Origin of the sequence: Mycobacterium sp. NPDC048908 (assembly GCF_043197955.1) — a bacterium.
In the GTDB taxonomy this organism is placed as follows: Bacteria; Actinomycetota; Actinomycetes; order Mycobacteriales; family Mycobacteriaceae; genus Mycobacterium.
In genome coordinates this window covers 798428-820738 of sequence record NZ_JBICUE010000001.1, presented here as the reverse complement: position 1 = coordinate 820738, position 22311 = coordinate 798428, and the positions used below count along the sequence as shown (strand labels likewise).

Sequence of the window (22311 nt, the reverse complement as noted above, 5' to 3'; positions counted from 1 at the left end):
GCGTGCATCCCAATTAACGCTGCGCAACGCGCCACCATTCCTCGGCCACCTCGCCGTGTGCCACCAGCACCGAGGGGCCGCGCAGGAAGCTGTTGGCCTCGGTGACGGTGACGGTGACCTCGCCGCCAGGGATACGCACCAGCAGTGCGCCGGTGCTCGCACCTTCGTATGCGAGCGCCGCGACGGCCGCGGCGACCGTTCCGGTACCGCACGACCTGGTCTCTCCGACACCTCGCTCGTGTACCCGCATCGAGACCGCTCCACCGTGCGGGGCGGTCAGAACCTCGACATTGACGCCCTCGGGGAATTGCTCGCGGTCGAACGACACCGGCGCCGCGACGTCGAGATCTGCGAGTTCGTCGACGGACAGGTCGGCGTCAACGCACGCCAGGTGCGGGTTGCCGACGTCGACGGCCAGGCCCGCGAACGGCCGTCCGCCGACGATCGCCTCACCGGTGCCGAGTCGGTTTGTCTTGCCCATTTCGACCGTGACGTCCGCGGTGGTGGCGTCCCAGTGGTGCAGCGCCACGGGGCGCGGCCCTGCCAGCGAGCCGACGGTGAACTCGTCGCGGTTTTCCAGGCCGCTGGCCCGCAGGTAGTGCGCGAACACCCGAACTCCGTTGCCGCACATCTGCGCGACGGACCCGTCGGCGTTGCGGTAGTCCATGTACCAGTCGTCAGCCGCCACACCTTCTGGCAGCCGGTCGAGTCCGGCGACCCCGGCCCTGGTCACCCGCAGGACCCCGTCGGCGCCGAGACCGCGGCGCTGGTCGCACAACACCGCCACCCCGGACGGCGTCAACGACAGCCGACCGTCCGGGTCGGGCAGCAGCACGAAGTCGTTCTGCGTGCCGTGGCCCTTGGCGAATTCCACGAGTTCAGGATACGTGCCGCCATATCCGCAGCGTGCGCTCGACGTTGTCGGGTGCGCCGCCGTCGAGCCATGTGATGCGGTGGTCGCGGCGGAACCAGGACCGCTGCCTTCGGACGTAGCGGCGGGTGCCGAAGAAGGTCGGCTCGCGGGCGGCCGACCCGTCGCCGCCCTCGTCGAGATCGGCGATCACCTGTGCGTAGCCCAGCGCGCGCGACGCGGTGACGCCATCGCGCAAACCTCGCCGCAGCAACCCGCGGACCTCGCCGACCAATCCATCGGCGAACATCTTGTCGGCGCGTTGAGCCAGCCGTCCGTCGAGAACCTCTGTGTCCCAATCCAATCCGATGATCGCGGTGTCCCAGCGCGGCGAGCCGATCACCGGCGCCGACGCGGCGAAGGGCCGACCCGTCAGCTCCACCACCTCCAACGCCCGCACGATGCGGCGGCCGTCCGTCGGCAGGATCGCGGCGGCGGCATCGGCGTCGACGCGCGCGAGTTCCCGGTGCAGGGCGTTGACCCCGATCTCGGCAAGCCGGGTTTCGAATTTGGCGCGCACGGCGGCGTCGGTGGCCGGGAACGACCACGCGTCGAGCAGGGATTGGATGTACATCATCGATCCCCCGACGACGATCGGCACCGCCCCTCGGGCCGCGATCGCCTCGACATCGGCCGCCGCGGCCTGCTGGTAGCGCGCGACCGTGGCCGTTTCGGTGACCTCGAGAACATCGAGTTGATGGTGTGGGATGCCTCGGCGCTCCGGTGGCGGCAGCTTCGCGGTGCCGATGTCCATGCCGCGGTAAAGCTGCATGGCGTCGGCATTCACGATCTCGCCGCCGACGTGCTCGGCGACGGCCAGCGCCAGGGCCGACTTCCCCGTGCCCGTCGGGCCGATGATCGCGATCGGCCTCATGGTGTCCAGACGCCGGCGAAATACCCGACGCCATAGGGCGCGCCGCGGTACAACTCCCTGGCCGACCGGGGGTGCACCAGCCCGGCGAGTATCTGGTAAGCGACACGGCCGACGATCGCGTCGGGCAGTCGGCTCAGCGCGACGGCATCACCGGCGGCGAGCGCGTCGTCGAGCGCAGCCTGCACCGGGATCGAGTCGGGGTCGTAGCCGCCGGGCGCGGGCGGGGCGAGCGTGTGCGCGCCGTCGGCGACGATCAGGACGCCGACCGGTTCGGGGGTCCCGTCGATCTCTGCACGCAACTGGCGACCGCGGGCCAGCGCGATGTCGGCGTGCAGTCCCGTGTCAGAGACTCGCACCTGTGCGCGCGCGCCGGGTGCGGCCTGGTCACGGATCCAACCGGTGATCAACGCACACAACGGAAGTGTGGTCGGGGCGCCGGCGTCCGGCGACAGCCGGACGCGCCGGTCGACGCCGTAGCCCGCGAAGGTGCCCGCACTGCCGGGTCCCAGCACCGTGTCGCCGGCGCCGACACCGACCGCGATCCACCGCGGCGGCAGCGCCTCGGCCGCGGTGAGGACCGCACGCCGCAGGTCGGCGAGTTCGCCGGCCGTGCCTGCGCCGAGCTCGGGGACCATGACGGGTGCTGACGGGACGATCGCGATGGCGCTCAGCACGCCACCAAGGTAGTGCTCACACCGGTCGGGCGGCGGCACCGGCCGCCTCGCCGCGGGCCAGCGCGGTCGTGGCGACCACCATCACGACCACCGCGACGATCAGTGTCAGCCAACCCGCATCGCCCGGCCGCAGCGTCTCCCCCAGCACCACGATGCCGAGGACGGACCCGACCACCGGTTCGGCGACGGTCATGGTCGGCAGGGACGCGGTCAGCGCGCCTGCGCGAAACGATGACTGCTGCCATGCGGTCCCAGCGACAGCGACGAGCGCCCAGACATACAACTCTGGCGTGCGCACCAGCGCCCACAGTCCGTGATCGAGGCGGTCCACCACCCCCTTGGTCAACACCGCGAACACCCCCCACAGCGCGCCCGACACCAGTGCCAACAGCACCGCGCTGGTCGGGCCCGACCAGATCCGCGCGCCGACCACGCAGAGCACCAGCGCCGGGCCGAGCACGGCGACCACAACCGTCCACGTCTGAAGCGACGCCCGGGAATGCCCCTCCGTCGGATTGCCGACGGTCACGATCACCGCGACCGCGATGGCCAGAAGCGCCGCCCACGTCCACTCCCAGCGCGTCACCCGCCGGTGCGACAACCGGGCGTTGATCGGCAGCGCGAACAGCAGCGACGTCACCAGCAGCGCCTGCACCAACAGCACCGAGCCCAGTCCGAGCGCAGCCGCTTGCAGCGCGAACCCGACGGCCGCGACCGTGCTGCCGAGCCACCACTTGCCGTCGCGCAGAAGGCGCAGGAACAGGTCGACGTGGCTGACCGGTTCGTCGGTGACCTCGTGCGCCGAGCGCTGGTGGATGACGTCACCGATCGCGATGAAGAACGCAGCGCCGAGGGCGAGCAGGGCGGCGATATCCGCCTTGTCCATCCAGGCCTCCCGTCATGTTCAGACGAGCGTAGGCAAAAGCATGGCGAAAGCCGTGGGCACGTGCCGCCGCGACCTGTTTGAATAGCGGTCGAGCTAGCAGGCGCCGCGTCGCGCGGCAGGTGCGCGGGAACCCGCGCGGAGGGTCGAGGTAACTACAGATGACGACCAGCGAGCAAGGCGGATCGGCGGGCAGGAGCGCAGGCGGCACCACCCACCCGGAAGGTAGGGCGACGACCGGGGAACCGGCGCAGTCCGGTGTCCCGAAGCCCGCCCCCCGGCCTGGGCCGCCACGGCCCGCGCCGCGCCCGGGGCCGCATCCGACGCCGACGGTCGCCGTGCCGGTGGCGAGCGATCCACACCGGTTCGGCCGCGTCGACGCCGACGGCACCGTCTGGCTGATCACAAGCGCCGGTGAACGCGTCATCGGCTCGTGGCAGGCCGGTGACACCGAGGCCGCCTTCGAGCACTTCGGCCGTCGTTTCGATGACCTGCACACCGAGGTGGCGCTGATGGAGCGCCGGTTGGAGTCGGGTACGGGCGACGCACGCAAGATCAAGGCCGCTGCCGCGACGCTGGCCGAAACGCTGCCGGAGGCGCACGTGCTCGGCGACGTCGACGCGCTGGCGGCCCGGCTGACCGCGATCGTCGAGCACGCCGACGAGGCCGCCCAGGCGGAGCGGGCCAAACGCGACGAGTTCCGTGCGGCGCAGACCGCTCGCAAGGAGGCGTTGGCTGTCGAAGCCGAAGACATCGCGGCGAACTCCACGCAGTGGAAAGCCGCGGGCGATCGGCTGCGTGAAATCCTCGAGGAATGGCGGACGATCAGCGGGCTGGACCGCAAGGCCGACGATGCCCTGTGGAAGCGGTATTCGACGGCGCGCGAGACCTTCAACCGCCGCCGCGGCTCGCATTTCGCCGAACTCGACCGCGAACGCGCGGGCGCGCGGCAGGCCAAGGAGGCGCTGTGTCAACGCGCGGAGGAACTGTCGGGCTCCACGGACTGGGGCGCGACCAGCGCGGCATTCCGTGACTTGCTGACCGAGTGGAAGGCGGCGGGCCGCGCGGCCAAGGACGTCGACGACGCGCTGTGGCAGCGATTCAAGGCCGCACAGGACATCTTCTTCTCGGCCCGCAACGCGGCCAGCTCCGAACGCGACGCGGAGTTGCGCGCGAACGCGGAAGCCAAGGAGGCGCTGCTCGCCGAGGCCGAGAAGGTCGACACCTCCGACCTGGACGCCGCACGAGCGGCGCTGCGCGCCATCGGCGAGAAGTGGGACGCGATCGGCAAGACGCCCCGCGAGCGAGGCGCCGAATTGGAACGACGGCTGCGTGCCATCGAGAAGAAGGTGCGCGACGCGCCGACCGGCGGCGTCGATCCGGAGGCGCAGGCAAGGGCGGACCAATTCCGCGCTCGCGCAGAGCAATACGAGCGACAAGCGGAGAAAGCCGAAGCGGCCGGACGGACCAAGGATGCCGAGGAGGCGCGGGCCAACGCCGAACAGTGGCGGCAGTGGGCCGACGCGGCGGCACAGGCACTGGGCAGGCGCAGCTAAGGCCTTCGCGTTCACTCTGTGCGCACAGCGTGCGCTTTCGCACCGGCGGCGCAGAGTCGACGGGCTAAGACTCCGACGGACCGTCGTCGCTGTCGTCTCCGAAAGTGTCCATTAGACCCTTGTTCTGCCGTTTGGCGGCCTCGTTACGCCGCTGCTCCTCGGCCGCGAGTTGCAGCGCCGTGCGCGCCCACACCGCGCGTGCCCAGTTGAACGCCAGCACGATCACCGCGAGCCAGGCGATGATCAGGCCGATGCCCGGCCCCGGGTGGTGCGCGGGCGCGGTCTGCCGCGACCACACCGCCAGCAGACCCGTGAACGACGCCACCGTCGATCCGGCCAGCGCGATCCACGCCAAACCCCAGCGGCGGGTCAGCAGCGCCAGCATCGAGAAGCCCACCCCAAACACAAGGGCCAACCAGCAGAACACCCGGTGCGGCAACGCGATGCCGTTGGAGATCGCCGCGTCGTCACCCACCAGCACGTCCCAGCCCGTCGCACGGCCGGTGTGCGGCAGGATGAACGTGACCAGCAGCACGAACACCGCGACCGCGATCGCCAAAGCGCGTGCCCCCGGGTCGATTTCGCGCGCCACCCGGCGTTCAGCATCCTCGAGGTCGCCCTTGAACTCGTCGAACTTGCCGTTGTTGTGGTTATCCGAGGTCAACAGACACATCCCGACGGAGTCGCCTGCGAGGCGGCCATGCCCACGCTCGGTATCCCAAGGCCCACGCTGGCTGTCGCGGGCGCTCCGGCGCCCGTGCGGGGCTTGCGGCCTGCCGCGTGCGCGTCGCCCGCCCCGGTGCGCCGGTGGGTGTGCGGGCCGCCGTCGGCGATCAGGTGATGCGGCGCGGCGCCCGTGACGGTGACGGTGACCACGTCGCCGGGGCGGATGTCGAGCCCCGTCGGGTCGAAGTGCACCAACCTGCCGTCGCGGGCGCGGCCCGACATGCGGGCGGTGCTGGCGTCCTTGCGACCTTCGCCGGCAGCCACCAGCAGTTCGACGGTGCGCCCGATCTGTGCGGTGTTCTCCTCTAGCGAGATCCGCTCCTGGAGATCGATCAACCGTTGATAGCGATCCTGGACAACGGTTTTCGGCAGCTGATCGGGCAAAGCCGCGGCAGGTGTACCGGGCCGCTTGGAGTACTGGAAGGTGAACGCGCTGGCGAACCTGGCCTGCTCGACGACGTCGAGGGTGGCCGCGAAATCCTCTTCGGTCTCGCCGGGGAACCCCACGATCAGATCGGTGGTGATCGCGGCGTCCGGAATGGCCGCGCGGACGCGGTCGATGATCCCGAGGTACTTCTCTGCACGGTAGGACCGCCGCATCGCGCGCAGGATCCGGTCGGAACCGGATTGCAGTGGCATGTGCAGCGTCGGACAGACATTGGGCGTCTTCGCCATCGCCTCGATCACGTCATCGGTGAACTCGGCGGGGTGCGGCGAGGTGAACCGCACACGCTCGAGGCCGTCGATACCCCCGCAGGCCCGTAGCAGCTCGGCGAACGCGCCACGGTTACGTGGCTGGTCCGGGTCGTTGAATGAAACCCCGTATGCGTTGACGTTCTGCCCGAGCAGCGTCACCTCGAGCACGCCTTGGTCGACCAGGGTCTGCACTTCGGCCAGCACGTCGGCAGGCCTGCGGTCCACCTCCTTGCCGCGCAACGCAGGCACGATGCAGAACGTGCAGGTGTTGTTGCACCCGACGGAAATGGAAACCCAAGCAGCGTAGGCGGATTCACGTGACGCGGGCAGCGCCGACGGGAATTCCTGCAAGGCTTCCACGATTTCGACCTGGGCCTCGCGATTGTGTCGCGCTCGCTCGAGCAACGTCGGCAACGAACCGATGTTGTGGGTGCCGAAGACGACGTCGACCCACGGTGCCTTGGAGAGCACGGTGTCACGGTCCTTCTGCGCCAAACAACCGCCGACCGCGATCTGCATATCCGGATCGGCCTGCTTGCGTGGCGCGAGGTGGCTCAGGTTGCCGTACAGCTTGTTGTCGGCGTTCTCGCGGACCGCGCAGGTGTTGAACACCACCACATCGGCGTCGGTGCCGTCGGCGGCGCGCTCGTAACCTGCCGATTCCAGCAACCCGGCCAGGCGTTCGGAGTCATGCACATTCATCTGGCAGCCGTAGGTGCGGACCTGATAGGTGCGCGCCGACGAGCGCTCGCGCGAGGAGATGACAGCCTCAGTCTGGCGAACAGCACGCTCTGCCGTCGCCTCCTGGGTCGCCGCTGAAGTCACGGCCCCATGGTACGGACCTGCCGACATGGCGATGGGAGTGGATTCGCGAGTTCCAGGCAAGCTGGGCATTCCCTGGGTAATGTCTGCAGCCATGAAAGCCACCGGGGCCGATGCGGAAGTGGTGAATTCGACTCCGTCAGGCGTGCCGATGATCTCGATCAAGGGTGTCAACAAACACTTCGGCAGTCTTCATGTGCTCAAGGACATCAACCTCGAAGTCGATCGCGGCCAGGTGATCGTGGTGCTGGGGCCGTCCGGATCTGGTAAGTCGACGTTGTGCCGCACCATCAATCGGCTCGAGCCAATCGACGGGGGCACCATCGCGATCGACGGTGAGGTGCTGCCCGCGGAGGGACGCAAGCTCGCTCAATTGCGTTCCGACGTCGGGATGGTCTTCCAATCCTTCAATCTGTTCGCGCACAAGACAATTCTGGACAACGTCATGCTGGCGCCGATGAAGGTGCGCAAGGTGTCCAAAGACAAGGCCCGCGCGAAGGCCATGGAGCTCCTGGAGCGGGTCGGCGTCGCCAACCAGGCCGACAAGTATCCGGCGCAGCTATCCGGCGGTCAGCAGCAGCGGGTTGCGATCGCCCGCTCGCTGGCGATGAATCCGAAGGTCATGCTGTTCGACGAGCCGACCAGCGCGCTGGATCCGGAGATGATCAGCGAGGTGCTCAACGTCATGACCGGGCTGGCCAAGGACGGGATGACCATGGTGGTGGTCACCCACGAAATGGGTTTCGCGCGCGGCGCCGCCAACCGTGTCGTGTTCATGGCCGACGGCGCGATCGTCGAGTCCTCCGAACCGGCCGACTTCTTCGAGAATCCGCAGTCCGACCGAGCCAAAGACTTCCTCAGCAAGATCCTGAAGCACTAAACGCCCCGCGAAAGGAACTAAAACCATGCGGTCCATCTCAGTGCGTGTCGTCGGTGCCGTCGCACTCGCCATCGCCCTGCCGTTCGCTGCGACGGCCTGTGGCGGTGGCGGCGGCGGTGGCGACAAGGTCGTCATCGGGACGAAGTTCGATCAACCGGGCCTCGGCCTGAAGAACCCCGACGGAACGATGAGCGGCTTCGACGTCGACGTCGCGAAGTACGTCGCCAAGGAACTCGGATACACCGAGGACAAGATCGACTGGAAGGAATCCCCCTCCGGCCAGCGTGAAACGCTGATCCAGAACGACCAGGTGAAGTTCATCGTCGCGACGTACTCGATCACCGATGCCCGCAAGGAGAAGGTCAGCTTCGCCGGACCGTATCTGGTCACCGGGCAGAGCCTGTTGGTGAAGTCCGACAACACCGACATCACCGGCGCCGAGTCGCTGCAGAACAACAAGAAGCTGTGCTCGGTGTCGGGCTCCACGCCGGCGCAGCGGATCAAGGACAAGTATCCGGGCGTTCAGTTGCAGCAGTACGACACCTATTCGGCGTGCGTGGAAGCGCTGAAGAACGGCGCCATCGACGCGGTGACCACCGATGAGGTGATTCTGGCCGGCTACGCGGCGCAGAGCCCGGGCGCATTCAAGATCGTCGGCAAGCCGTTCTCCGAGGAGAACTACGGCATCGGCCTGAAGAAGGGTGACACCGACCTGTGCACCAAGATCACCGACGCGATCAAGAAGATGGAGTCAGACGGCGCATGGAAGGCCGCGTGGGACAAGAACCTCGGCCCGGCCGGTCTCGCCGCCCCGGCACCACCGACTCCAGCCGCCTGCTGACCCGGTAAAGGCGCCAGGTGATTCGTTTCGGCACCAATGAGTACGACGTCCTTGGAGCGTTCTGGACGACCATCCAGCTGACGGCGATATCGGCCATCGGCGCGCTGATCTTGGGCACGGTGTTGGCGGCCATGCGGCTTTCGCCCGTGCCGATGCTCAACGGGATCGGCACGGCCTACGTCAACGTGGTGCGCAACACGCCGTTGACACTGATCATCTTGTTCTGCTCGTTCGGTTTGTCGCAGACGCTGGGCATCACGTTGGTCAACTCGAAATCGGCGACGTCGATCGAGGACAGCAACTTTCGGCTCGCGGTGCTCGGGTTCGTGGTCTACACAGCGTCATTCGTGTGTGAGACGGTACGCTCCGGCGTCAACACGGTGCCGCTCGGCCAGGCCGAGGCCGCGCGGTCACTGGGGTTGACCTTCGGCCAGAATCTGCGGATCATCTTGCTGCCGCAGGCGTTTCGCGCGGTGATCAATCCGCTGGGCTCGGTGTTGATCGCGTTGACCAAGAACACCACGATCGCATCAGCGATCGGGGTGGCCGAGGCTGCGCTGCTGATGAAGGAGATGATCGAGAACGAGGCCGCGCTGCTGTCCATCGGTGCCATCTTCATGTTCGGATTCGTCATCCTGACCCTGCCGATGGGGCTGTTCTTCGGGTGGCTCGGAAAACGGTTGGCGGTGGCGCGGTGATGTGGGGGTACCGCCCGCTTGCGGGGGACGCTTGCGTGAAGAACGGAGTGCCATGACCGGATCATCGGTCCTGTTCGACGCGCCGGGACCGCGGGGGCTGATCCGCAACCGCATCGTCACGATCGTCACGGTCATCGTCATCCTGCTGGTGTTGTGGGTGGTGTACTCCAAGCTGGAGTCCAAGGGCCAGCTGACCGCGGCAAAGTGGGAACCGTTCGTGACGCCCAACCTGTGGAAGACCTACATCCTGCCCGGCGTCCAGGGCACGCTCACCGCGGCCGCGGTGTCGATCGTGTTGGCGCTGGCGCTGGGCTTCCTGCTGGGTGTGGGCAGGCTGTCGACTCACCCAGCGATCCGCATACCGTCCGCCGTGTTCGTCGAGTTCTTCCGCGCGGTGCCGGTGCTGATCATGATGATCTTCGCCTACTTTCTCTATGCGCAATACGACGTGTTCCCGTCCAAGCACCTCGCACTGGCGGGTGTCATCACCGGTCTGACGCTGTACAACGGCGCGGTCATCGCCGAGATCGTCCGGGCCGGCGTCAACGCGCTGCCCCGCGGCCAGTCCGAGGCCGCCTCCGCGCTGGGCTTGCGGTGGGGGCAGACCATGCGGTCGATCCTGCTGCCGCAGGCCATCACGTCGATGTTGCCGGTGTTGATCTCGCAGATGGTGGTCGTCCTCAAGGACACCGCGATCGGCTACCAGATCACCTTCCTGGAGATGGTGCGCCAGGGCACCCAGGTCGGCTCCGCGTACGGCAACTACGTTCCCGCGTTGATCGTCATCGCGGTGTTGATGATCGCGGTGAATTTCACGCTGTCCTGGTTCGCGACGTGGCTGGAGGGGAGGATGCGCCGATCCCGGCGCGGTCCCGAGCCGATGCACATCCAGCCCATCACGCAGGGGACGTTCGCCGCCGGTGGCGGCGGCACCATTTGAGCTCCGCTACATCAGCGCGGCACAGCGCTCGAGTTGCTCAATCGTCGGCGGCTGGTAGAACGACAACACCGCATGCCGACACCCGACGCTCGCCAGCTCATCAAGCCGGGCCAACTGATCCTCGAGATGACCCTGCTGCGCCGGATGGATGAACAGTTGGACGGAGCGGCGGATCTGCGCAGGGTCGCGGCCGATCTGCGCGCAGGCCTGGTCGAGGCGCGCGCTGGTTTCTGCCCACACGGCGACATCGCCGTGGCTGGGCACATTCCACTCGTCGGCGTGCCGTGCGATGACGCGCAACATCTTCGGCTTCTCACCGCCGATGACGATCGGCGGATGCGGCCGCTGCACCGGCTTCGGATTGCCCAGCGCGTCGTGCACCCGGTAGTGCTTGCCGTCGAACGTGACCGTGTCCTCGGTCCACAGTCGCCGGATGATCGTCAACGCCTCGTCGAGCATCTCGACCCGCGTGCCCGCGGCGGGAAAGTCGAGCCCGTACCCGCGGTGCTCGTCTTCGTGCCATGCCGCGCCCAGCCCGAAATCCAGTCGGCCGCCGCTGATGTGGTCGACCGTCACCGCCATCTTCGCGAGTACCGCGGGATTACGGTACGTCACGCCGCTGACCAGACAGCTGACCCGTGCGCGCCGCACGACCACCGCCATCGCGGCCAAGGAGGTCCAGCCTTCGAAGGTCGGATCCGCCGGGTCGACAAGGCCGTAAAAGTGCTCGTAGTTCGCGACCGAATGGAACCCCAACTGGTCGGCCCGGGCCCAGAACTCGTGCAGCACCGGGTAATCGAAAGTCGGGGCGATCTTGGCGGAGAGCAACATCTGCGCAAGTATGCCGTGATTCGGCGTGATTCCGAGCGACCGCGGGTTTTGCCACCGACTCGCTAGACCCGCCGGCGCTCCCGTTCGCCGGCCAGTTCGACCTTGACCACGTCGAAGGCCAACGACTGGCTGTAGCCGCGGCGTGCCAGCATCCCGACGAGGCGCCGCGCGACGTTGGCGTCATCGTCGCCGCCGAGTTTCTCCCGGCGCAGCTTGTCGCGCACCAACTGCTCGGCACGCTGGCGTTCCGCTCCGGCGTCGATGTCGGCGAGCGCCGCCGCGATCACCTCGTCGTCGACGCCCTTGTTGCGGAGCTCAGCTGCCAAGGCGCGCTTGCCCTTTCCGGCGTTCACCCGCCGCGACCGGATCCAGTGTTCGGCGAAGCCGGCGTCGTCGACCAGGCCGACTTCGGCCAGCCGGTCGAGCACGCGCTCACTGACCTCGTCGGGGTAGCCCCGCTTGGCCAGCTGCCCCTCGAGCTCGGCGCGGGTCCTGGCCCTCGCGGTGAGCAGGCGCAGACACAGATCGCGCGCCTGCTCCTCGCGTTTGGGCCCGGGCGCCTCAGAAGTCGACTGGGGCGGGCAGGACGTCGTCATCGGACGGAGCAGCGGTCACGTCGGCACCGATGCCGAGCTTTTCCTTGATCTTCTTCTCGATCTCGTTGGCCACGTCGGCGTTCTCCAGCAGGAAGTTGCGGGCGTTCTCCTTGCCCTGGCCCAACTGCTCACCTTCATAGGTGAACCAGGAGCCGGACTTGCGAATGAAACCGTGCTCGACACCCATGTCGATGAGCGAGCCTTCCTTGCTGATGCCCTTGCCGTAGAGGATGTCGAACTCGGCCTGCTTGAACGGCGGTGACACCTTGTTCTTGACGACCTTGACACGGGTGCGGTTGCCGACCGCTTCCGTACCGTCCTTGAGCGTCTCAATCCGCCTGACGTCCAAGCGAACCGACGCGTAGAACTTCAAAGCCTTTCCACCCGTTGTCGTTTCAGGGCTTCCGAACATCACTCCGATCTTTTCGCGGAGCTGGTTGATGAAGATCGCGGTGGTGCCCGCATTGTTCAGCGCGCCAGTCATTTTCCGCAGCGCCTGGCTCATCAACCGAGCTTGCAAACCGACGTGGCTGTCGCCCATTTCACCCTCGATCTCCGCTCGCGGCACCAGCGCGGCCACCGAGTCGATGACGAGGATGTCGATTGCGCCGGACCGGATCAGCATGTCGGCGATCTCAAGCGCTTGCTCACCGGTGTCCGGCTGGGACACCAGCAGCGAATCGGTGTCCACCCCGAGCTTCTTGGCGTACTCCGGGTCCAGCGCGTGCTCGGCGTCGATGAACGCCGCGATGCCGCCTGCGGCCTGCGCGTTGGCCACCGCGTGCAGCGCGACGGTGGTTTTACCGGAGGATTCCGGGCCGTAGATCTCGACAACCCGGCCGCGCGGCAGCCCGCCGATGCCGAGCGCGACGTCCAGCGCGATCGACCCGGTGGGAATGACCGAGATCGGCTGACGCACCTCTTCGCCGAGCCGCATCACCGAGCCTTTGCCGTGGCTCTTCTCAATTTGTGCGAGCGCCAGTTCGAGGGCTTTCTCGCGATCAGGTGCCTGGGCCATGGGGTGGTCTCCGTCCTCGTCGGGTGTTCGGTTGATCGGTTGTCGATCAGTTGGCCGTGACGTTAGAGGCCGCTACCGACAAGTCGGCCTGACCAGCATCTAGCCGTCGAACACTGCCCACAATAGACGAACACGTGTTCGACTCAAGTGGACACGCCGTTCGACCGCGCACGGGGCTAGATTCGGCCTATGACCGCCGCAGACGACGTCCGTATCCCGTGCAACGGTGAGCAGATCGCCGCCTATCTGTACCGGCCCGCGCCCGCCGACCGCGCCGTGCCCTGCGTCGTCATGGCACACGGGTTCTCCGCCACCCGCGACGACGGACTACCCGCCTACGCCGAGGCGTTCCGCGATGCCGGGTTCGCCGTCGTCGTGTTCGACTACCGGCACTTCGGCGCGTCGACAGGTCAGCCGCGCCAACTGCTCGACATCAGAGCCCAGCACGACGACTACCGCACGGTCGTGGCCTGGACCCGCCGCCTCGACGGCGTCGACCCCGACAGGATCGTGCTGTGGGGATCGTCGTTCAGCGGCGGACACGTGCTGGCCGTAGCGGCCGACGATCCGCGCATCGCTGCGGTGATCTCGCAGGCGCCGTTCACCGATGCCATTCCCGCGATGTTGAAAGTGCCGCCGAAGAACAGTCTCCTTCTCGTCATCTCCGCCCTGCGCGACCAGTGGCGGGCGTGGCGCGACCGGCCGCCCGTGCTGGCGCCCGCAGTTGGGCGGCCCGGCACGTTCGCGGCGATGACGGAACCCGACGCCGAGCCCGGTTTTGGCGCCATCGTTGGGCCGGAATCGCTGTGGCGCAACGAATTCGCGGCGCGATTGATGTTGCGGTTCCCGTTCTATCGACCCGGTCGCGGCACCGCGCGTCTGACGATGCCGCTGTTGGTGTGTGTCTGCGAGAACGACACCACCACACCGCCGGCCTCGTCCATCAGGGCAGCCCACCGGGCGCCGCGCGGTGAACTGCGCCGCTACCCGTACGGACACTTCGACATTTACCGCGATCCGAAGGTCAAGGCCGATCAAGTCGCGTTCCTGCGCCGGGTATTCGCGGAAGTCACCGCCTGACCGGAACCCTGGACCGGTTCTCCACACGGGTCCTATCGTGAACTACATCCGGCAAGAACGGACCCGACATGCACGAGATGGCGATCACGCAGAGTGTCGTCGACGCGGTGTGTGAGCACGCCGCGGGTCGCCATGTGCACAGCGTCAAGGTAGAGGTCGGCGCGTTGTGCGCGGTTGTTCCCGATGCCATGCGGTTCTGTTTCGAACTCGCTGCCGAGGGCACGCTCGCCGACGGCGCACGCCTCGACGTGAACGTGCAACCCGGTTGCGCCCACTGCCGCAGCTGCGGCGACACGTTCGAACTGCAGGACCTGATCCTGTTATGTCCGTGCGGCAGCGCGGATGTCGAGGTGCTCGCGGGACGAGACCTGCGAATCCTGTCGATGGAAGTGAGCTGACATGTGTGCGACATGCGGATGCGGCGACGACAGTGCGACGGTGACGGTCGCTGGGGAGGAGCATCCGCACCCACACGATCACAAGCCTCACCCCGAGACGATCACGCTCGAGCAGAAGGTGCTCGCGCGAAACGATCAGATCGCCGAGCACAACCGGCAGTGGCTGGCCGAGCGGGCAATCCTGGCTCTCAACGTGACGAGTTCACCTGGTGCCGGGAAGACGACGCTGCTCGAACGCACCGTTCGAGAGCTCGGCAGCAACCATCCCGTCGCCGTCATCGAGGGCGACCAGGAGACCCTGCTCGACGCCGAGCGGATTCGGGCGGCGGGCGCCCGCGCGGTCCAGGTGAACACGGGCGCGGGCTGCCACCTCGACGCCGACATGGTTCACCGGGCGCTTCACTCGCTGAACCCGGACCCGAACTCGCTGCTGTTCATCGAGAACGTCGGAAATCTGGTCTGCCCGGCGCTGTTCGATCTCGGCGAGCACAGCAAAGTCGTGGTGATCTCGGTGACCGAAGGTCAGGACAAGCCGCTGAAGTATCCGCACATGTTCGCGGCCGCGGGACTGGTGCTGGTCAACAAGATGGATCTCGTTCCGTACGTAAACTTTGATCTTGAAACGTGTTTCGGCTTCGCGCGGTCGGTGAACCCGGGCGTCGAGATCCTTCCGGTCTCCGCGACGAGCGGTGAGGGATTGGACACATGGTACGACTGGATCCGCGCGAAAATCGGCTTTCTGGCAAACCCCGGTTAGGTCCGTAAGACCCGTTGACAAGACATACCCGCCGGAGTAAACCCAGGTTTGGTGCTGAAGAACTTGGCACCGCTTATTCCTGCTACGGGAGCCGCCAGCCCCGGCGCCCAGAAAGCTGTTACGCATGCCAAGCGAAGCAGCAGTCAAAGCGGAAGAGGCGTTGATTCATGTCCTGTGGATCAACGCGGGTTTGAGTTGTGACGGAGATTCGGTGGCGTTGACTGCCGCCACCCAACCCAGCATCGAGGAGATCGCGCTCGGCGCGCTTCCCGGGCTGCCCAAGATCGCCGTCCACTGGCCCCTGATCGATTTCGAATGCGGGCCCAACGGGGGCGCTGACGACTTTTTGGAGTGGTTCTTCAAGGCCGATCGGGGCGAGTTGGATCCGTTCGTTCTTGTTGTCGAGGGGTCCATTCCGAACGAGCAGATCAAGGATGAAGGCTATTGGTGCGGGTTCGGCAACAATCCCGCGACCGGTCAGCCGATGACGACGAGCGAGTGGCTGGACCGGCTGACCCCGAAGGCCACGGCGGTCGTCGCGGCGGGCACCTGCGCCACTTACGGCGGCATCCATGCGATGGCCGGTAACCCGACCGGTGCCATGGGCGTGCCCGATTATCTTGGATGGGACTGGAAGAGCAAGGCCGGCATCCCGATCGTGTGCGTGCCGGGCTGCCCGATCCACCCGGACAATCTCGCCGAGACACTGACGTATCTGCTCTACATGGCGACCGATCAGGCGCCGATGATTCCGCTTGACGATGCGTTGCGGCCCAAGTGGCTGTTCAGCGCCAGCGTGCACGAGGGTTGCGACCGCGCGGGCTATTACGAGCAAGGTGATTTCGCGACCGAATACGGATCGCCGAAATGCATTGTCAAACTGGGTTGTTGGGGCCCCGTGGTGAAGTGCAACGTGCCGAAGCGCGGCTGGATCAACGGCATCGGCGGCTGCCCGAACGTCGGCGGTATCTGCATCGGGTGCACGATGCCCGGCTTCCCCGACAAGTTCATGCCGTTCATGGACGAGCCTCCCGGCGGCAAGGTCTCCACCACGGCATCCGGCCTGTACGGCTCGGTGATCCGCAGTCTTAGGCAGGTCACGGGCCGCACGGTGGACAAGGAACCGAAGTGGCGGCACCGCGGCACGAAACTCGAAACCGGAGCGACCCGCACCTGGTAGGTGCGGGCCCTTCGGGGCGCTGCGTGCTTCTGGCGATTGTTGAAACTTCTGTGGCCTTGCCACTGGACGAAGCCACTAGACGAAAGAGAACAGTTCGATGACAACGACCATCCCCGAGCCGTCACACGTCAAGCGGGATCCCGGCCAACTCGTGGAGATGGCATGGGATCCCATCACCCGCATCGTCGGCAGCCTGGGCATCTACACCAAGATCGACTTCGACAACAGGCAGGTAGTCGAGTGCCACAGCACCTCGTCGATCTTCCGCGGTTATTCGATCTTCATGAAGGGCAAGGATCCTCGCGACGCCCACTTCATCACCAGCCGCATCTGCGGCATCTGCGGCGACAACCACGCCACGTGTTCGTGCTACTGCCAGAACATGGCATACGGCGTGAAGCCACCGCACCTCGGTGAGTGGCTCATCAACCTCGGTGAGGCAGCGGAATACATGTTCGACCACAACATCTTCCAGGAGAATCTGGTCGGCGTGGACTACTGCGAGAAGATGGTGTCCGAGACCAACCCGAGTGTGCTGGCCAAGGCCGAGAACACCCAAGCCCCGCATGCGGACATGCACGGCCACCGCACGATCGCCGACATCATGCGCGCACTCAATCCGTTCACCGGCGAGTTCTACCGCGAGGCGCTACAGGTCAGCCGGTGGACGCGAGAGATGTTCTGCCTCATGGAGGGCAGGCACGTGCATCCGTCGACGCTGTATCCCGGCGGCATCGGCACCACCGCAACGGTGCAGTTGATGACGGACTACATGACCCGGCTGATGCGGTACGTCGAGTTCATGAAGTCGGTCGTGCCGATGCACGACGACCTGTTCGACTTCTTCTACGAAGCGCTACCCGGCTACGACCAGGTCGGGCTGCGGCGCACCTTGTTGGGCTGCTGGGGATCCTTCCAGGATCCGGAGGTGTGCAACTTCGAGTACAAGGACATGGAGCGGTGGGGCAACGCGATGTTCGTCACCCCCGGCGTCATCATCGACGGCAAGCTGCACACCCACTCCCTGGTGGACATCAACCTCGGCATTCGGATCCTGTTGGGGCACAGCTATTACGACGACTGGACCGATCAGGAGATGTTCGTCAAGAACGATCCGCTCGGAAACCCGATTGACCGGCGGCATCCGTGGAATCAGCACACCAATCCACGGCCGCAGAAACGTGACTTCGAGGACAAGTACAGCTGGGTGATGTCGCCGCGGTGGTTCGACGGCAAAGACCACCTGGCGCTGGACACCGGCGGAGGTCCGCTGGCCCGGCTGTGGTCGACCGCGCTGGCCGGACTTGTCGACATCGGCTACGTCAAGGCCACCGGCAGCAGCGTGCAGATCAACCTGCCGAAGACCGCCCTGAAGGGTCCAGTCGAGCTCGAGTGGAAGGTGCCGCAGTACGGCAGCAACACCCTCGAGCGCAATCGTGCCAGGACCTACTTCCAGGCCTACGCCGCGGCGTGCGCACTGCACTTCGCGGAGAAGGCGCTGACGGAGATTCGCGCGGGCCGCACGAAGACATGGGAGAAGTTCAACGTGCCCGACGAAAGCATCGGATGCGGGTTCACCGAGGCGGTGCGTGGAGTGCTGTCGCACCACATGGTGATTCGCGACGGCAAGATCGCGAACTACCACCCGTATCCGCCGACACCGTGGAACGCCAACCCGCGGGACAGTTACGGCACACCGGGGCCGTATGAGGATGCCGTGCAGGGCCAGCCGATCTTCGAGGAGAACGACAGGGAACACTTCAAGGGCATCGACGTGATGCGCACGGTGCGCAGCTTCGATCCGTGTCTGCCGTGCGGGGTGCACATGTACCTCGGCAAGGGTAAGTCCCTGGATCTGCTGCACTCCCCCACCCAATCGCTCACCGGGGAATAACGTATGGCCCCGCCGACACTGCCAGGCCTTCCCGATTCCCAGGACGACGCGCAGTGGCGCACCGCGGGCGAACGAATACAAACCCTTCTCGACGCGTCGTCGGCGGGTGGCGCGGTGGCGCGTGAACGCGCCGAACAACTCGTTCGTGAAGTGACCGACCTGTACGGGGCGGTGCTGATGCGAATGATGGAAATGGCGTTGGACGCGGATCCGGTTCTTGCCGACCGCTTTGCGGCCGACGACCTCGTCGCCAGCTTGCTGCTGGTGCACGGACTGCACCCCCACGACGTGTCGCGTCGAGTGGCTGACGCGCTGGACAATGTGCGGCCCTACCTCGGGTCGCACGGCGGCGACGTGTCATTGCTCGGGGTCGACGACGGTGTGGTGCGGCTTCAGTTCCAGGGCAGCTGCAAGAGTTGTCCGTCGTCGTCGGTGACACTGGAACTGGCCGTCGAGGACGCGGTCCGCGCCGCCGCGCCCGAGATCACCGCGATCGAAGTCGTTGCGCCGCAGAACGACAACGCGCCGAACGTGATCCCGGCCGAGGCGCTCATGCACCGCGTGCACGGCAACGGACACCGGTGGCAGCCCGTCCCGGAGCTGGCCCAATTGGCCGACGGCGAAGTCGGTGGCTTCCGCGTCGCAGGCCTCACCGCGCTGGTATGCCGGATCGGCGACGACGTGTTCGCCTACCGCGACAGGTGCGCCAGTTGCTTCGGGGCACTGGCAGGCGCGCAACTGCACGGGGCGGTGTTGCACTGCCCGGCCTGCGGCGCCGGCTTCGATGCCGTTCACGCAGGGGCAGGCGTCGGAGGCGACAGCCATCTCGAGCCGCTGCCCCTGCTGGTGCGGGACGGCACCTTGTCGATGGCCGTGCCGGAAGAGGTGGCGTGATGGACACCAACGGCAACGTGGTCGACGTGCTCGCCCGCATCCGTGCCAGTCGCGGCAGCCCTCAGGCGGCTGGTGAACGGTGCGAGATGTGCGCAGAGGAGATCGCCGACGAGCACCAGCACGTGGTGAATATCGAAGGTAGACAGCTGATGTGCGTCTGCCGGGGCTGCTATCTGCTGTTCACCGACACCGCGGCCGAGTTGCGTTACCGCGCCATCCCCGACCGCTACCTGGCCTTCGGCGACTTCGCCATGGACCGCGGGGCGTGGGAGTCGCTGCAGATTCCGGTCGGGTTGGCGTTCTTCTTCTACAACTCGACACTGGGCCGCACCGTGGCCTTCTATCCCGGACCTGCGGGCGCCACCGAGTCCGAACTGGAACTGCAGGCGTGGAACGACATCCGGGCAGCCGATCCGCGCGTTGATTCCATCGCCCCCGACACCGAGGCCCTGCTCGTGCGGGTACCCGACGACGAATCAGCTTGTCCTCGAGCATATCTGGTACCCATCGATGCCTGTTACGAATTCGTCGGCACGCTGCGGATGATGTGGCGGGGGTTCGACGGCGGCCAGGATGCGCGCCAGTACATCGACGAGTTCTTCAGCCACCTCGACAGCCGCAGCAAGATGGTCGACCGCCGATGACCGACATCACCTTCGCCGTCGTCGACGTCACGCCGGAACCATACGCGGTGACGCCGATCCTGACGGCGCGAGTCGGCATCGCCTCGGTCGCCGAGGAGCCGGTACACGCGATCGCCCTGCGGTGTCAGGTCCGCATCGAGCCGTCGCGCCGCCAGTATTCCGATGACGAGGCGGCCGAACTCGTCGATCTGTTCGGGCCGCGCGACCGCTGGGCAGCGACCCAGCACTCGTTCTTGTGGCAGCACGCCACTTCGATGGTGCCGGGCTTCACCGGTGCCACCCAGGTGCACCTGCCGCTCGAATGCACCTACGACTTCGAGGTGGCGGCGGCGAAGTACTTACACGCGCTGCGCGACGGCACCATTCCACTGCAGTTCTTGTTCAGCGGAACGGTGTTCGGCCGCGGCACCAAGGGTTTCGCCGTCCAGCAGGTGCCGTGGGACCGCGAGGAACGCTACGACATGCCCGTGTCGGTGTGGCGGGACCTGATCCGGCAGCACTTTCCCCACACGGGATGGCTGCGGCTGGACCACGACACCATCGAGGCGTTGGCCGGGTACCGGTCGGCGCGCGGCCTGCTGAGCTTCGACGAGGCCGTCACCTCGCTGCTGGCGCAGGACTCGGCGGCCAAGGAGGTCTCATGACCGTCGGCTGGGACCAGGCCCGCGCCGTCGCCGACGCGGTGCTGTACGAGGGCTACCTGCTGTATCCGTACCGGGCCACCTCACGAAAGAACCAGATTCGCTGGCAGTTTGGCGTGTTGGGGCCGCCAGGTGCCGCGGCCCAGGGCATCGGCGAGGAGGACACCCTGTCCGCCCAGGTGCTGGTGCGGCCGGACGGTGTCCCACGCCTCTCGGGCGTGGTGCGTTTCCTTCAGTTGCAGCACCGCGACGCCGCAGGCACGAGCTGGCTCACCTGGGATGAGGCCGTCGAACGCGAGATCGAAATCGAGCCGGCGCCGCTCACGGGTCTGCCCCGGACGGTGGACATCTCGGTCCCGTCGGGCACCGACGTCGAAAGCCTCGATGATGCCCAACTGGTGCGTACCCGCCGGGCCTTGCACGGGCAACTCGGCATCTCCGCCGAGGCGGACGGCGACTTGGTGCGGCTCTCGCTGATCGTGCGTAATGCGGCCGCACCGGCCGCCGACAAGGACGAAGCGATCGCAACGTCGCTGATCGGCACCCACCTTCTGCTGAAGGTGACAGGCGGTGAATTCGTATCACTCTTGGAGCCACCCGATTCGGCGACCGCCGCCGTTGCGCGGTGCCGCCACCACCGGTGCTTCCCTGTGCTCGCGGGACCACCGGGTAGTCGAGACCTCATCCTGGTTTCGCCGATCATCCTCTACGACCATCCCGAGATCGCCGAACAGAGCAAGGGCGCGCTCTACGACTCCACCGAAATCGACGAGATCCTCACGCTGCGGATCATGACGATGACCGACGAGGAGAAGGCGCAGGCCCGCGCAACCGATCCCCGCGCCGCTGAAATCATCGACCGCTGCGACGCGATGTCACCGGAAGCCATGCTGGATCTGCACGGCGTGCTGCGAGACCCGCATGGGCTGATCCCCGAAGTGCCCTCGGACGTGGACTGGTGGGATCCGAAAGCGGACAACGCTGTCCGCCCGGATATCGATGCGATCCTGGTCAACGGCAGGCGGGTGAGCCGCGGCAGCCGCGTCCGCCTGCATCCGTCGCGTCGGGCTGATGCGCAGGACCTGTTCTACGCCGACAAGATCGCGCGAGTCACCTCGGTGCATGAGGACGTCGACGGCGCACAGCACATCGGCGTAGTCATCGAAGACGATCCGGCCGCCGACCTGCACGACTGGTATGGCCGATACCTGTACTTCGCACCCGATGAAGTGGAACCACTCACCGAAAGGAGTTCGACATGGACGTAGTGGGCAGGGCCGCCGTGACGGTCATCGCGGCCGTCGTCGTCGCGGGCGTGATCGTCGGACTGGTCAACATTCCCGACGCCCGCCGGTACATGAAGATGCGCCGGATGTGACCGTGAGCGAGGTGCCATCACGTCTCGGATTCTGGTAGCCGGGATCGGCAACATCTTCCTCGGTGACGACGGTTTCGGTCCCGAGGTGATGCGTCACGTCCCGCAACGACTCGCCGGTTCGCGGGTCGAGTTGGTCGACTACGGGATCAAGGGCATGCACCTGGCCTACGACCTGCTCGACGGCTGCGAGGCGCTCGTCCTGATCGACGCCATCCCGAACCGTGGCGCACCGGGTACCGTCCACGTGTTCGAGGCCGACCACGAAAACCTCACCGCTACAGCGGGTCTGGATGCCCATGCGATGGACCCAGGGGCAGTCTTCGCGGCCCTCAACGCGCTGGGGGGCACGCCGCCGCACACGGTGGTGATCGGTTGCGAAGCCGCCAACGTCGATGAAGGTATCGGGTTGTCGACCGCTGTTGCCGCCGCGATACCGGAGGCGGTGCGCGCGCTCGAGAACGTCCTCACCCATCTGCTGGACCCCGTGAAGGGAGGCTGAC

25 protein-coding genes are annotated in these 22311 nt (G+C 66.6%); 16 read left to right on the top strand and 9 right to left on the bottom strand.

Going from position 1 to position 22311, the window contains the following annotated elements; all coding sequences use genetic code 11:
* Window positions 1-13 precede the first annotated feature (13 nt).
* Genes dapF through ACGFK1_RS04015 form a run of 4 tightly spaced genes read right to left on the bottom strand, consistent with a single transcriptional unit; the run spans window position 14 to window position 3344 of the window.
* Entirely contained in the window at window positions 14-874 is an 861-nt protein-coding gene (gene dapF, locus ACGFK1_RS04030; RefSeq protein ID WP_393425893.1) for a diaminopimelate epimerase, read from the bottom strand.
* 4 nt (window positions 875-878) lie between these two features.
* Window positions 879-1784 carry a tRNA (adenosine(37)-N6)-dimethylallyltransferase MiaA gene (miaA, locus tag ACGFK1_RS04025; protein ID WP_393425890.1) on the bottom strand — a complete coding sequence of 302 codons (906 nt, stop codon included), beginning with the start codon at window positions 1782-1784 and terminating at the stop codon, window positions 879-881.
* Window positions 1781-2458 (bottom strand): hypothetical protein, encoded by a 678-nt coding sequence (locus ACGFK1_RS04020; protein WP_393425887.1) that lies wholly within the window; start codon window positions 2456-2458, stop codon window positions 1781-1783. The genes miaA and ACGFK1_RS04020 overlap by 4 nt, the downstream gene beginning before the upstream one ends.
* A 16-nt stretch (window positions 2459-2474) precedes the next feature.
* Entirely contained in the window at window positions 2475-3344 is an 870-nt protein-coding gene (locus tag ACGFK1_RS04015) for a DMT family transporter (protein ID WP_393425884.1), read from the bottom strand.
* Window positions 3345-3502: 158 nt separating this feature from the next.
* On the opposite strand from ACGFK1_RS04015, the gene ACGFK1_RS04010 reads away from it, so the two are divergent.
* A complete protein-coding gene (locus ACGFK1_RS04010) occupies window positions 3503-4897 on the top strand; it encodes a DUF349 domain-containing protein (protein ID WP_393425881.1) in 1395 nt (464 codons plus the stop codon).
* Window positions 4898-4961: 64 nt separating this feature from the next.
* On the opposite strand, the gene ACGFK1_RS04005 is transcribed toward ACGFK1_RS04010, so the two are convergent.
* On the bottom strand, window positions 4962-5570 hold the full coding sequence (locus ACGFK1_RS04005) for a hypothetical protein (RefSeq protein ID WP_393425878.1): 609 nt from the start codon (window positions 5568-5570) through the stop codon (window positions 4962-4964).
* Complete coding sequence (miaB, locus tag ACGFK1_RS04000) at window positions 5558-7171, bottom strand: tRNA (N6-isopentenyl adenosine(37)-C2)-methylthiotransferase MiaB (RefSeq protein ID WP_393426345.1); 1614 nt, start codon at window positions 7169-7171, stop codon at window positions 5558-5560. Before miaB ends, ACGFK1_RS04005 begins: the two co-directional genes overlap by 13 nt.
* A gap of 121 nt (window positions 7172-7292) precedes the next feature.
* Here miaB and ACGFK1_RS03995 point away from each other — a divergent pair, with 121 nt between their 5' ends.
* Genes ACGFK1_RS03995 through ACGFK1_RS03980 form a run of 4 tightly spaced genes read left to right on the top strand, consistent with a single transcriptional unit; the run spans window position 7293 to window position 10500 of the window.
* Window positions 7293-8021 (top strand): amino acid ABC transporter ATP-binding protein, encoded by a 729-nt coding sequence (locus ACGFK1_RS03995; protein WP_393426342.1) that lies wholly within the window; start codon window positions 7293-7295, stop codon window positions 8019-8021.
* A 25-nt stretch (window positions 8022-8046) separates the two neighbouring features.
* Window positions 8047-8862: a glutamate ABC transporter substrate-binding protein gene (locus ACGFK1_RS03990; protein ID WP_393425875.1), complete on the top strand. Its 816-nt coding sequence runs from the start codon at window positions 8047-8049 to the stop codon at window positions 8860-8862.
* A gap of 17 nt (window positions 8863-8879) precedes the next feature.
* Window positions 8880-9560 carry an amino acid ABC transporter permease gene (locus tag ACGFK1_RS03985; protein WP_393425872.1) on the top strand — a complete coding sequence of 227 codons (681 nt, stop codon included), beginning with the start codon at window positions 8880-8882 and terminating at the stop codon, window positions 9558-9560.
* Between the two features lie 52 nt (window positions 9561-9612).
* Window positions 9613-10500, top strand: coding sequence for an amino acid ABC transporter permease (locus ACGFK1_RS03980; protein ID WP_393425869.1), 888 nt, complete (start codon window positions 9613-9615; stop codon window positions 10498-10500).
* A gap of 6 nt (window positions 10501-10506) precedes the next feature.
* On the opposite strand, the gene ACGFK1_RS03975 is transcribed toward ACGFK1_RS03980, so the two are convergent.
* From ACGFK1_RS03975 to recA, 3 genes are all read right to left on the bottom strand, one after another.
* The gene (locus ACGFK1_RS03975; protein ID WP_393425866.1) at window positions 10507-11331 is read right to left on the bottom strand and encodes a TIGR03560 family F420-dependent LLM class oxidoreductase; all 825 of its coding nucleotides are present in this window, start codon (window positions 11329-11331) and stop codon (window positions 10507-10509) included.
* Window positions 11332-11393: 62 nt separating this feature from the next.
* Entirely contained in the window at window positions 11394-11927 is a 534-nt protein-coding gene (gene recX / locus ACGFK1_RS03970) for a recombination regulator RecX (protein ID WP_393425863.1), read from the bottom strand.
* On the bottom strand, window positions 11893-12945 hold the full coding sequence (recA, locus tag ACGFK1_RS03965) for a recombinase RecA (protein ID WP_393425860.1): 1053 nt from the start codon (window positions 12943-12945) through the stop codon (window positions 11893-11895). The genes recX and recA overlap by 35 nt, the downstream gene beginning before the upstream one ends.
* 189 nt (window positions 12946-13134) lie before the next feature.
* Between recA and ACGFK1_RS03960 the strand changes: the two genes are divergently transcribed.
* The 11 genes from ACGFK1_RS03960 to ACGFK1_RS03910 all read left to right on the top strand — a co-directional run bounded on the left by ACGFK1_RS03960 (window position 13135) and on the right by ACGFK1_RS03910 (window position 22310).
* Window positions 13135-14025 (top strand): alpha/beta hydrolase, encoded by an 891-nt coding sequence (locus ACGFK1_RS03960; RefSeq protein ID WP_393425857.1) that lies wholly within the window; start codon window positions 13135-13137, stop codon window positions 14023-14025.
* Between the two features lie 68 nt (window positions 14026-14093).
* Window positions 14094-14423, top strand: coding sequence for a hydrogenase maturation nickel metallochaperone HypA (locus ACGFK1_RS03955; protein ID WP_393425854.1), 330 nt, complete (start codon window positions 14094-14096; stop codon window positions 14421-14423).
* A 1-nt stretch (window position 14424) separates the two neighbouring features.
* The gene (gene hypB / locus ACGFK1_RS03950; RefSeq protein WP_393425851.1) at window positions 14425-15180 is read left to right on the top strand and encodes a hydrogenase nickel incorporation protein HypB; all 756 of its coding nucleotides are present in this window, start codon (window positions 14425-14427) and stop codon (window positions 15178-15180) included.
* A gap of 124 nt (window positions 15181-15304) precedes the next feature.
* Window positions 15305-16360, top strand: a complete 1056-nt coding sequence (locus tag ACGFK1_RS03945) for a hydrogenase expression protein HypE (RefSeq protein WP_393425848.1) — start codon at window positions 15305-15307, stop codon at window positions 16358-16360.
* A gap of 97 nt (window positions 16361-16457) precedes the next feature.
* Window positions 16458-18254 (top strand): nickel-dependent hydrogenase large subunit, encoded by a 1797-nt coding sequence (locus tag ACGFK1_RS03940; RefSeq protein WP_393425845.1) that lies wholly within the window; start codon window positions 16458-16460, stop codon window positions 18252-18254.
* A gap of 3 nt (window positions 18255-18257) precedes the next feature.
* Entirely contained in the window at window positions 18258-19148 is an 891-nt protein-coding gene (locus ACGFK1_RS03935) for a NifU family protein (RefSeq protein ID WP_393425842.1), read from the top strand.
* The gene (locus ACGFK1_RS03930; protein ID WP_393425839.1) at window positions 19148-19792 is read left to right on the top strand and encodes a DUF5947 family protein; all 645 of its coding nucleotides are present in this window, start codon (window positions 19148-19150) and stop codon (window positions 19790-19792) included. The genes ACGFK1_RS03935 and ACGFK1_RS03930 overlap by 1 nt, the downstream gene beginning before the upstream one ends.
* Window positions 19789-20436, top strand: a complete 648-nt coding sequence (locus ACGFK1_RS03925; RefSeq protein ID WP_393425836.1) for a DUF6084 family protein — start codon at window positions 19789-19791, stop codon at window positions 20434-20436. The genes ACGFK1_RS03930 and ACGFK1_RS03925 overlap by 4 nt, the downstream gene beginning before the upstream one ends.
* Window positions 20433-21701, top strand: a complete 1269-nt coding sequence (locus ACGFK1_RS03920; protein WP_393425833.1) for a hypothetical protein — start codon at window positions 20433-20435, stop codon at window positions 21699-21701. Before ACGFK1_RS03925 ends, ACGFK1_RS03920 begins: the two co-directional genes overlap by 4 nt.
* Window positions 21692-21811, top strand: a complete 120-nt coding sequence (locus ACGFK1_RS03915) for a DUF6893 family small protein (protein ID WP_393425830.1) — start codon at window positions 21692-21694, stop codon at window positions 21809-21811. The genes ACGFK1_RS03920 and ACGFK1_RS03915 overlap by 10 nt, the downstream gene beginning before the upstream one ends.
* Window positions 21812-21827: 16 nt before the next feature.
* Complete coding sequence (locus ACGFK1_RS03910) at window positions 21828-22310, top strand: hydrogenase maturation protease (protein WP_393426339.1); 483 nt, start codon at window positions 21828-21830, stop codon at window positions 22308-22310.
* The last annotated feature ends 1 nt before the right edge of the window (window position 22311 follow it).

Coding starts and splice junctions, on each gene's coding strand:
- miaA (WP_393425890.1), bottom strand. CDS start 1,784: ATGAGGCCGATCGCGATCATCGGCCCGACGGGCACGGGGAAGTCGGCC.
- ACGFK1_RS04015 (WP_393425884.1), bottom strand. CDS start 3,344: ATGGACAAGGCGGATATCGCCGCCCTGCTCGCCCTCGGCGCTGCGTTC.
- ACGFK1_RS04010 (WP_393425881.1), top strand. CDS start 3,503: ATGACGACCAGCGAGCAAGGCGGATCGGCGGGCAGGAGCGCAGGCGGC.
- ACGFK1_RS04005 (WP_393425878.1), bottom strand. CDS start 5,570: ATGTGTCTGTTGACCTCGGATAACCACAACAACGGCAAGTTCGACGAG.
- miaB (WP_393426345.1), bottom strand. CDS start 7,171: ATGTCGGCAGGTCCGTACCATGGGGCCGTGACTTCAGCGGCGACCCAG.
- ACGFK1_RS03995 (WP_393426342.1), top strand. CDS start 7,293: ATGATCTCGATCAAGGGTGTCAACAAACACTTCGGCAGTCTTCATGTG.
- ACGFK1_RS03990 (WP_393425875.1), top strand. CDS start 8,047: ATGCGGTCCATCTCAGTGCGTGTCGTCGGTGCCGTCGCACTCGCCATC.
- ACGFK1_RS03980 (WP_393425869.1), top strand. CDS start 9,613: ATGACCGGATCATCGGTCCTGTTCGACGCGCCGGGACCGCGGGGGCTG.
- ACGFK1_RS03975 (WP_393425866.1), bottom strand. CDS start 11,331: ATGTTGCTCTCCGCCAAGATCGCCCCGACTTTCGATTACCCGGTGCTG.
- recX (WP_393425863.1), bottom strand. CDS start 11,927: ATGACGACGTCCTGCCCGCCCCAGTCGACTTCTGAGGCGCCCGGGCCC.
- recA (WP_393425860.1), bottom strand. CDS start 12,945: ATGGCCCAGGCACCTGATCGCGAGAAAGCCCTCGAACTGGCGCTCGCA.
- ACGFK1_RS03960 (WP_393425857.1), top strand. CDS start 13,135: ATGACCGCCGCAGACGACGTCCGTATCCCGTGCAACGGTGAGCAGATC.
- ACGFK1_RS03955 (WP_393425854.1), top strand. CDS start 14,094: ATGCACGAGATGGCGATCACGCAGAGTGTCGTCGACGCGGTGTGTGAG.
- hypB (WP_393425851.1), top strand. CDS start 14,425: ATGTGTGCGACATGCGGATGCGGCGACGACAGTGCGACGGTGACGGTC.
- ACGFK1_RS03945 (WP_393425848.1), top strand. CDS start 15,305: ATGCCAAGCGAAGCAGCAGTCAAAGCGGAAGAGGCGTTGATTCATGTC.
- ACGFK1_RS03940 (WP_393425845.1), top strand. CDS start 16,458: ATGACAACGACCATCCCCGAGCCGTCACACGTCAAGCGGGATCCCGGC.
- ACGFK1_RS03935 (WP_393425842.1), top strand. CDS start 18,258: ATGGCCCCGCCGACACTGCCAGGCCTTCCCGATTCCCAGGACGACGCG.
- ACGFK1_RS03930 (WP_393425839.1), top strand. CDS start 19,148: ATGGACACCAACGGCAACGTGGTCGACGTGCTCGCCCGCATCCGTGCC.
- ACGFK1_RS03925 (WP_393425836.1), top strand. CDS start 19,789: ATGACCGACATCACCTTCGCCGTCGTCGACGTCACGCCGGAACCATAC.
- ACGFK1_RS03920 (WP_393425833.1), top strand. CDS start 20,433: ATGACCGTCGGCTGGGACCAGGCCCGCGCCGTCGCCGACGCGGTGCTG.
- ACGFK1_RS03915 (WP_393425830.1), top strand. CDS start 21,692: ATGGACGTAGTGGGCAGGGCCGCCGTGACGGTCATCGCGGCCGTCGTC.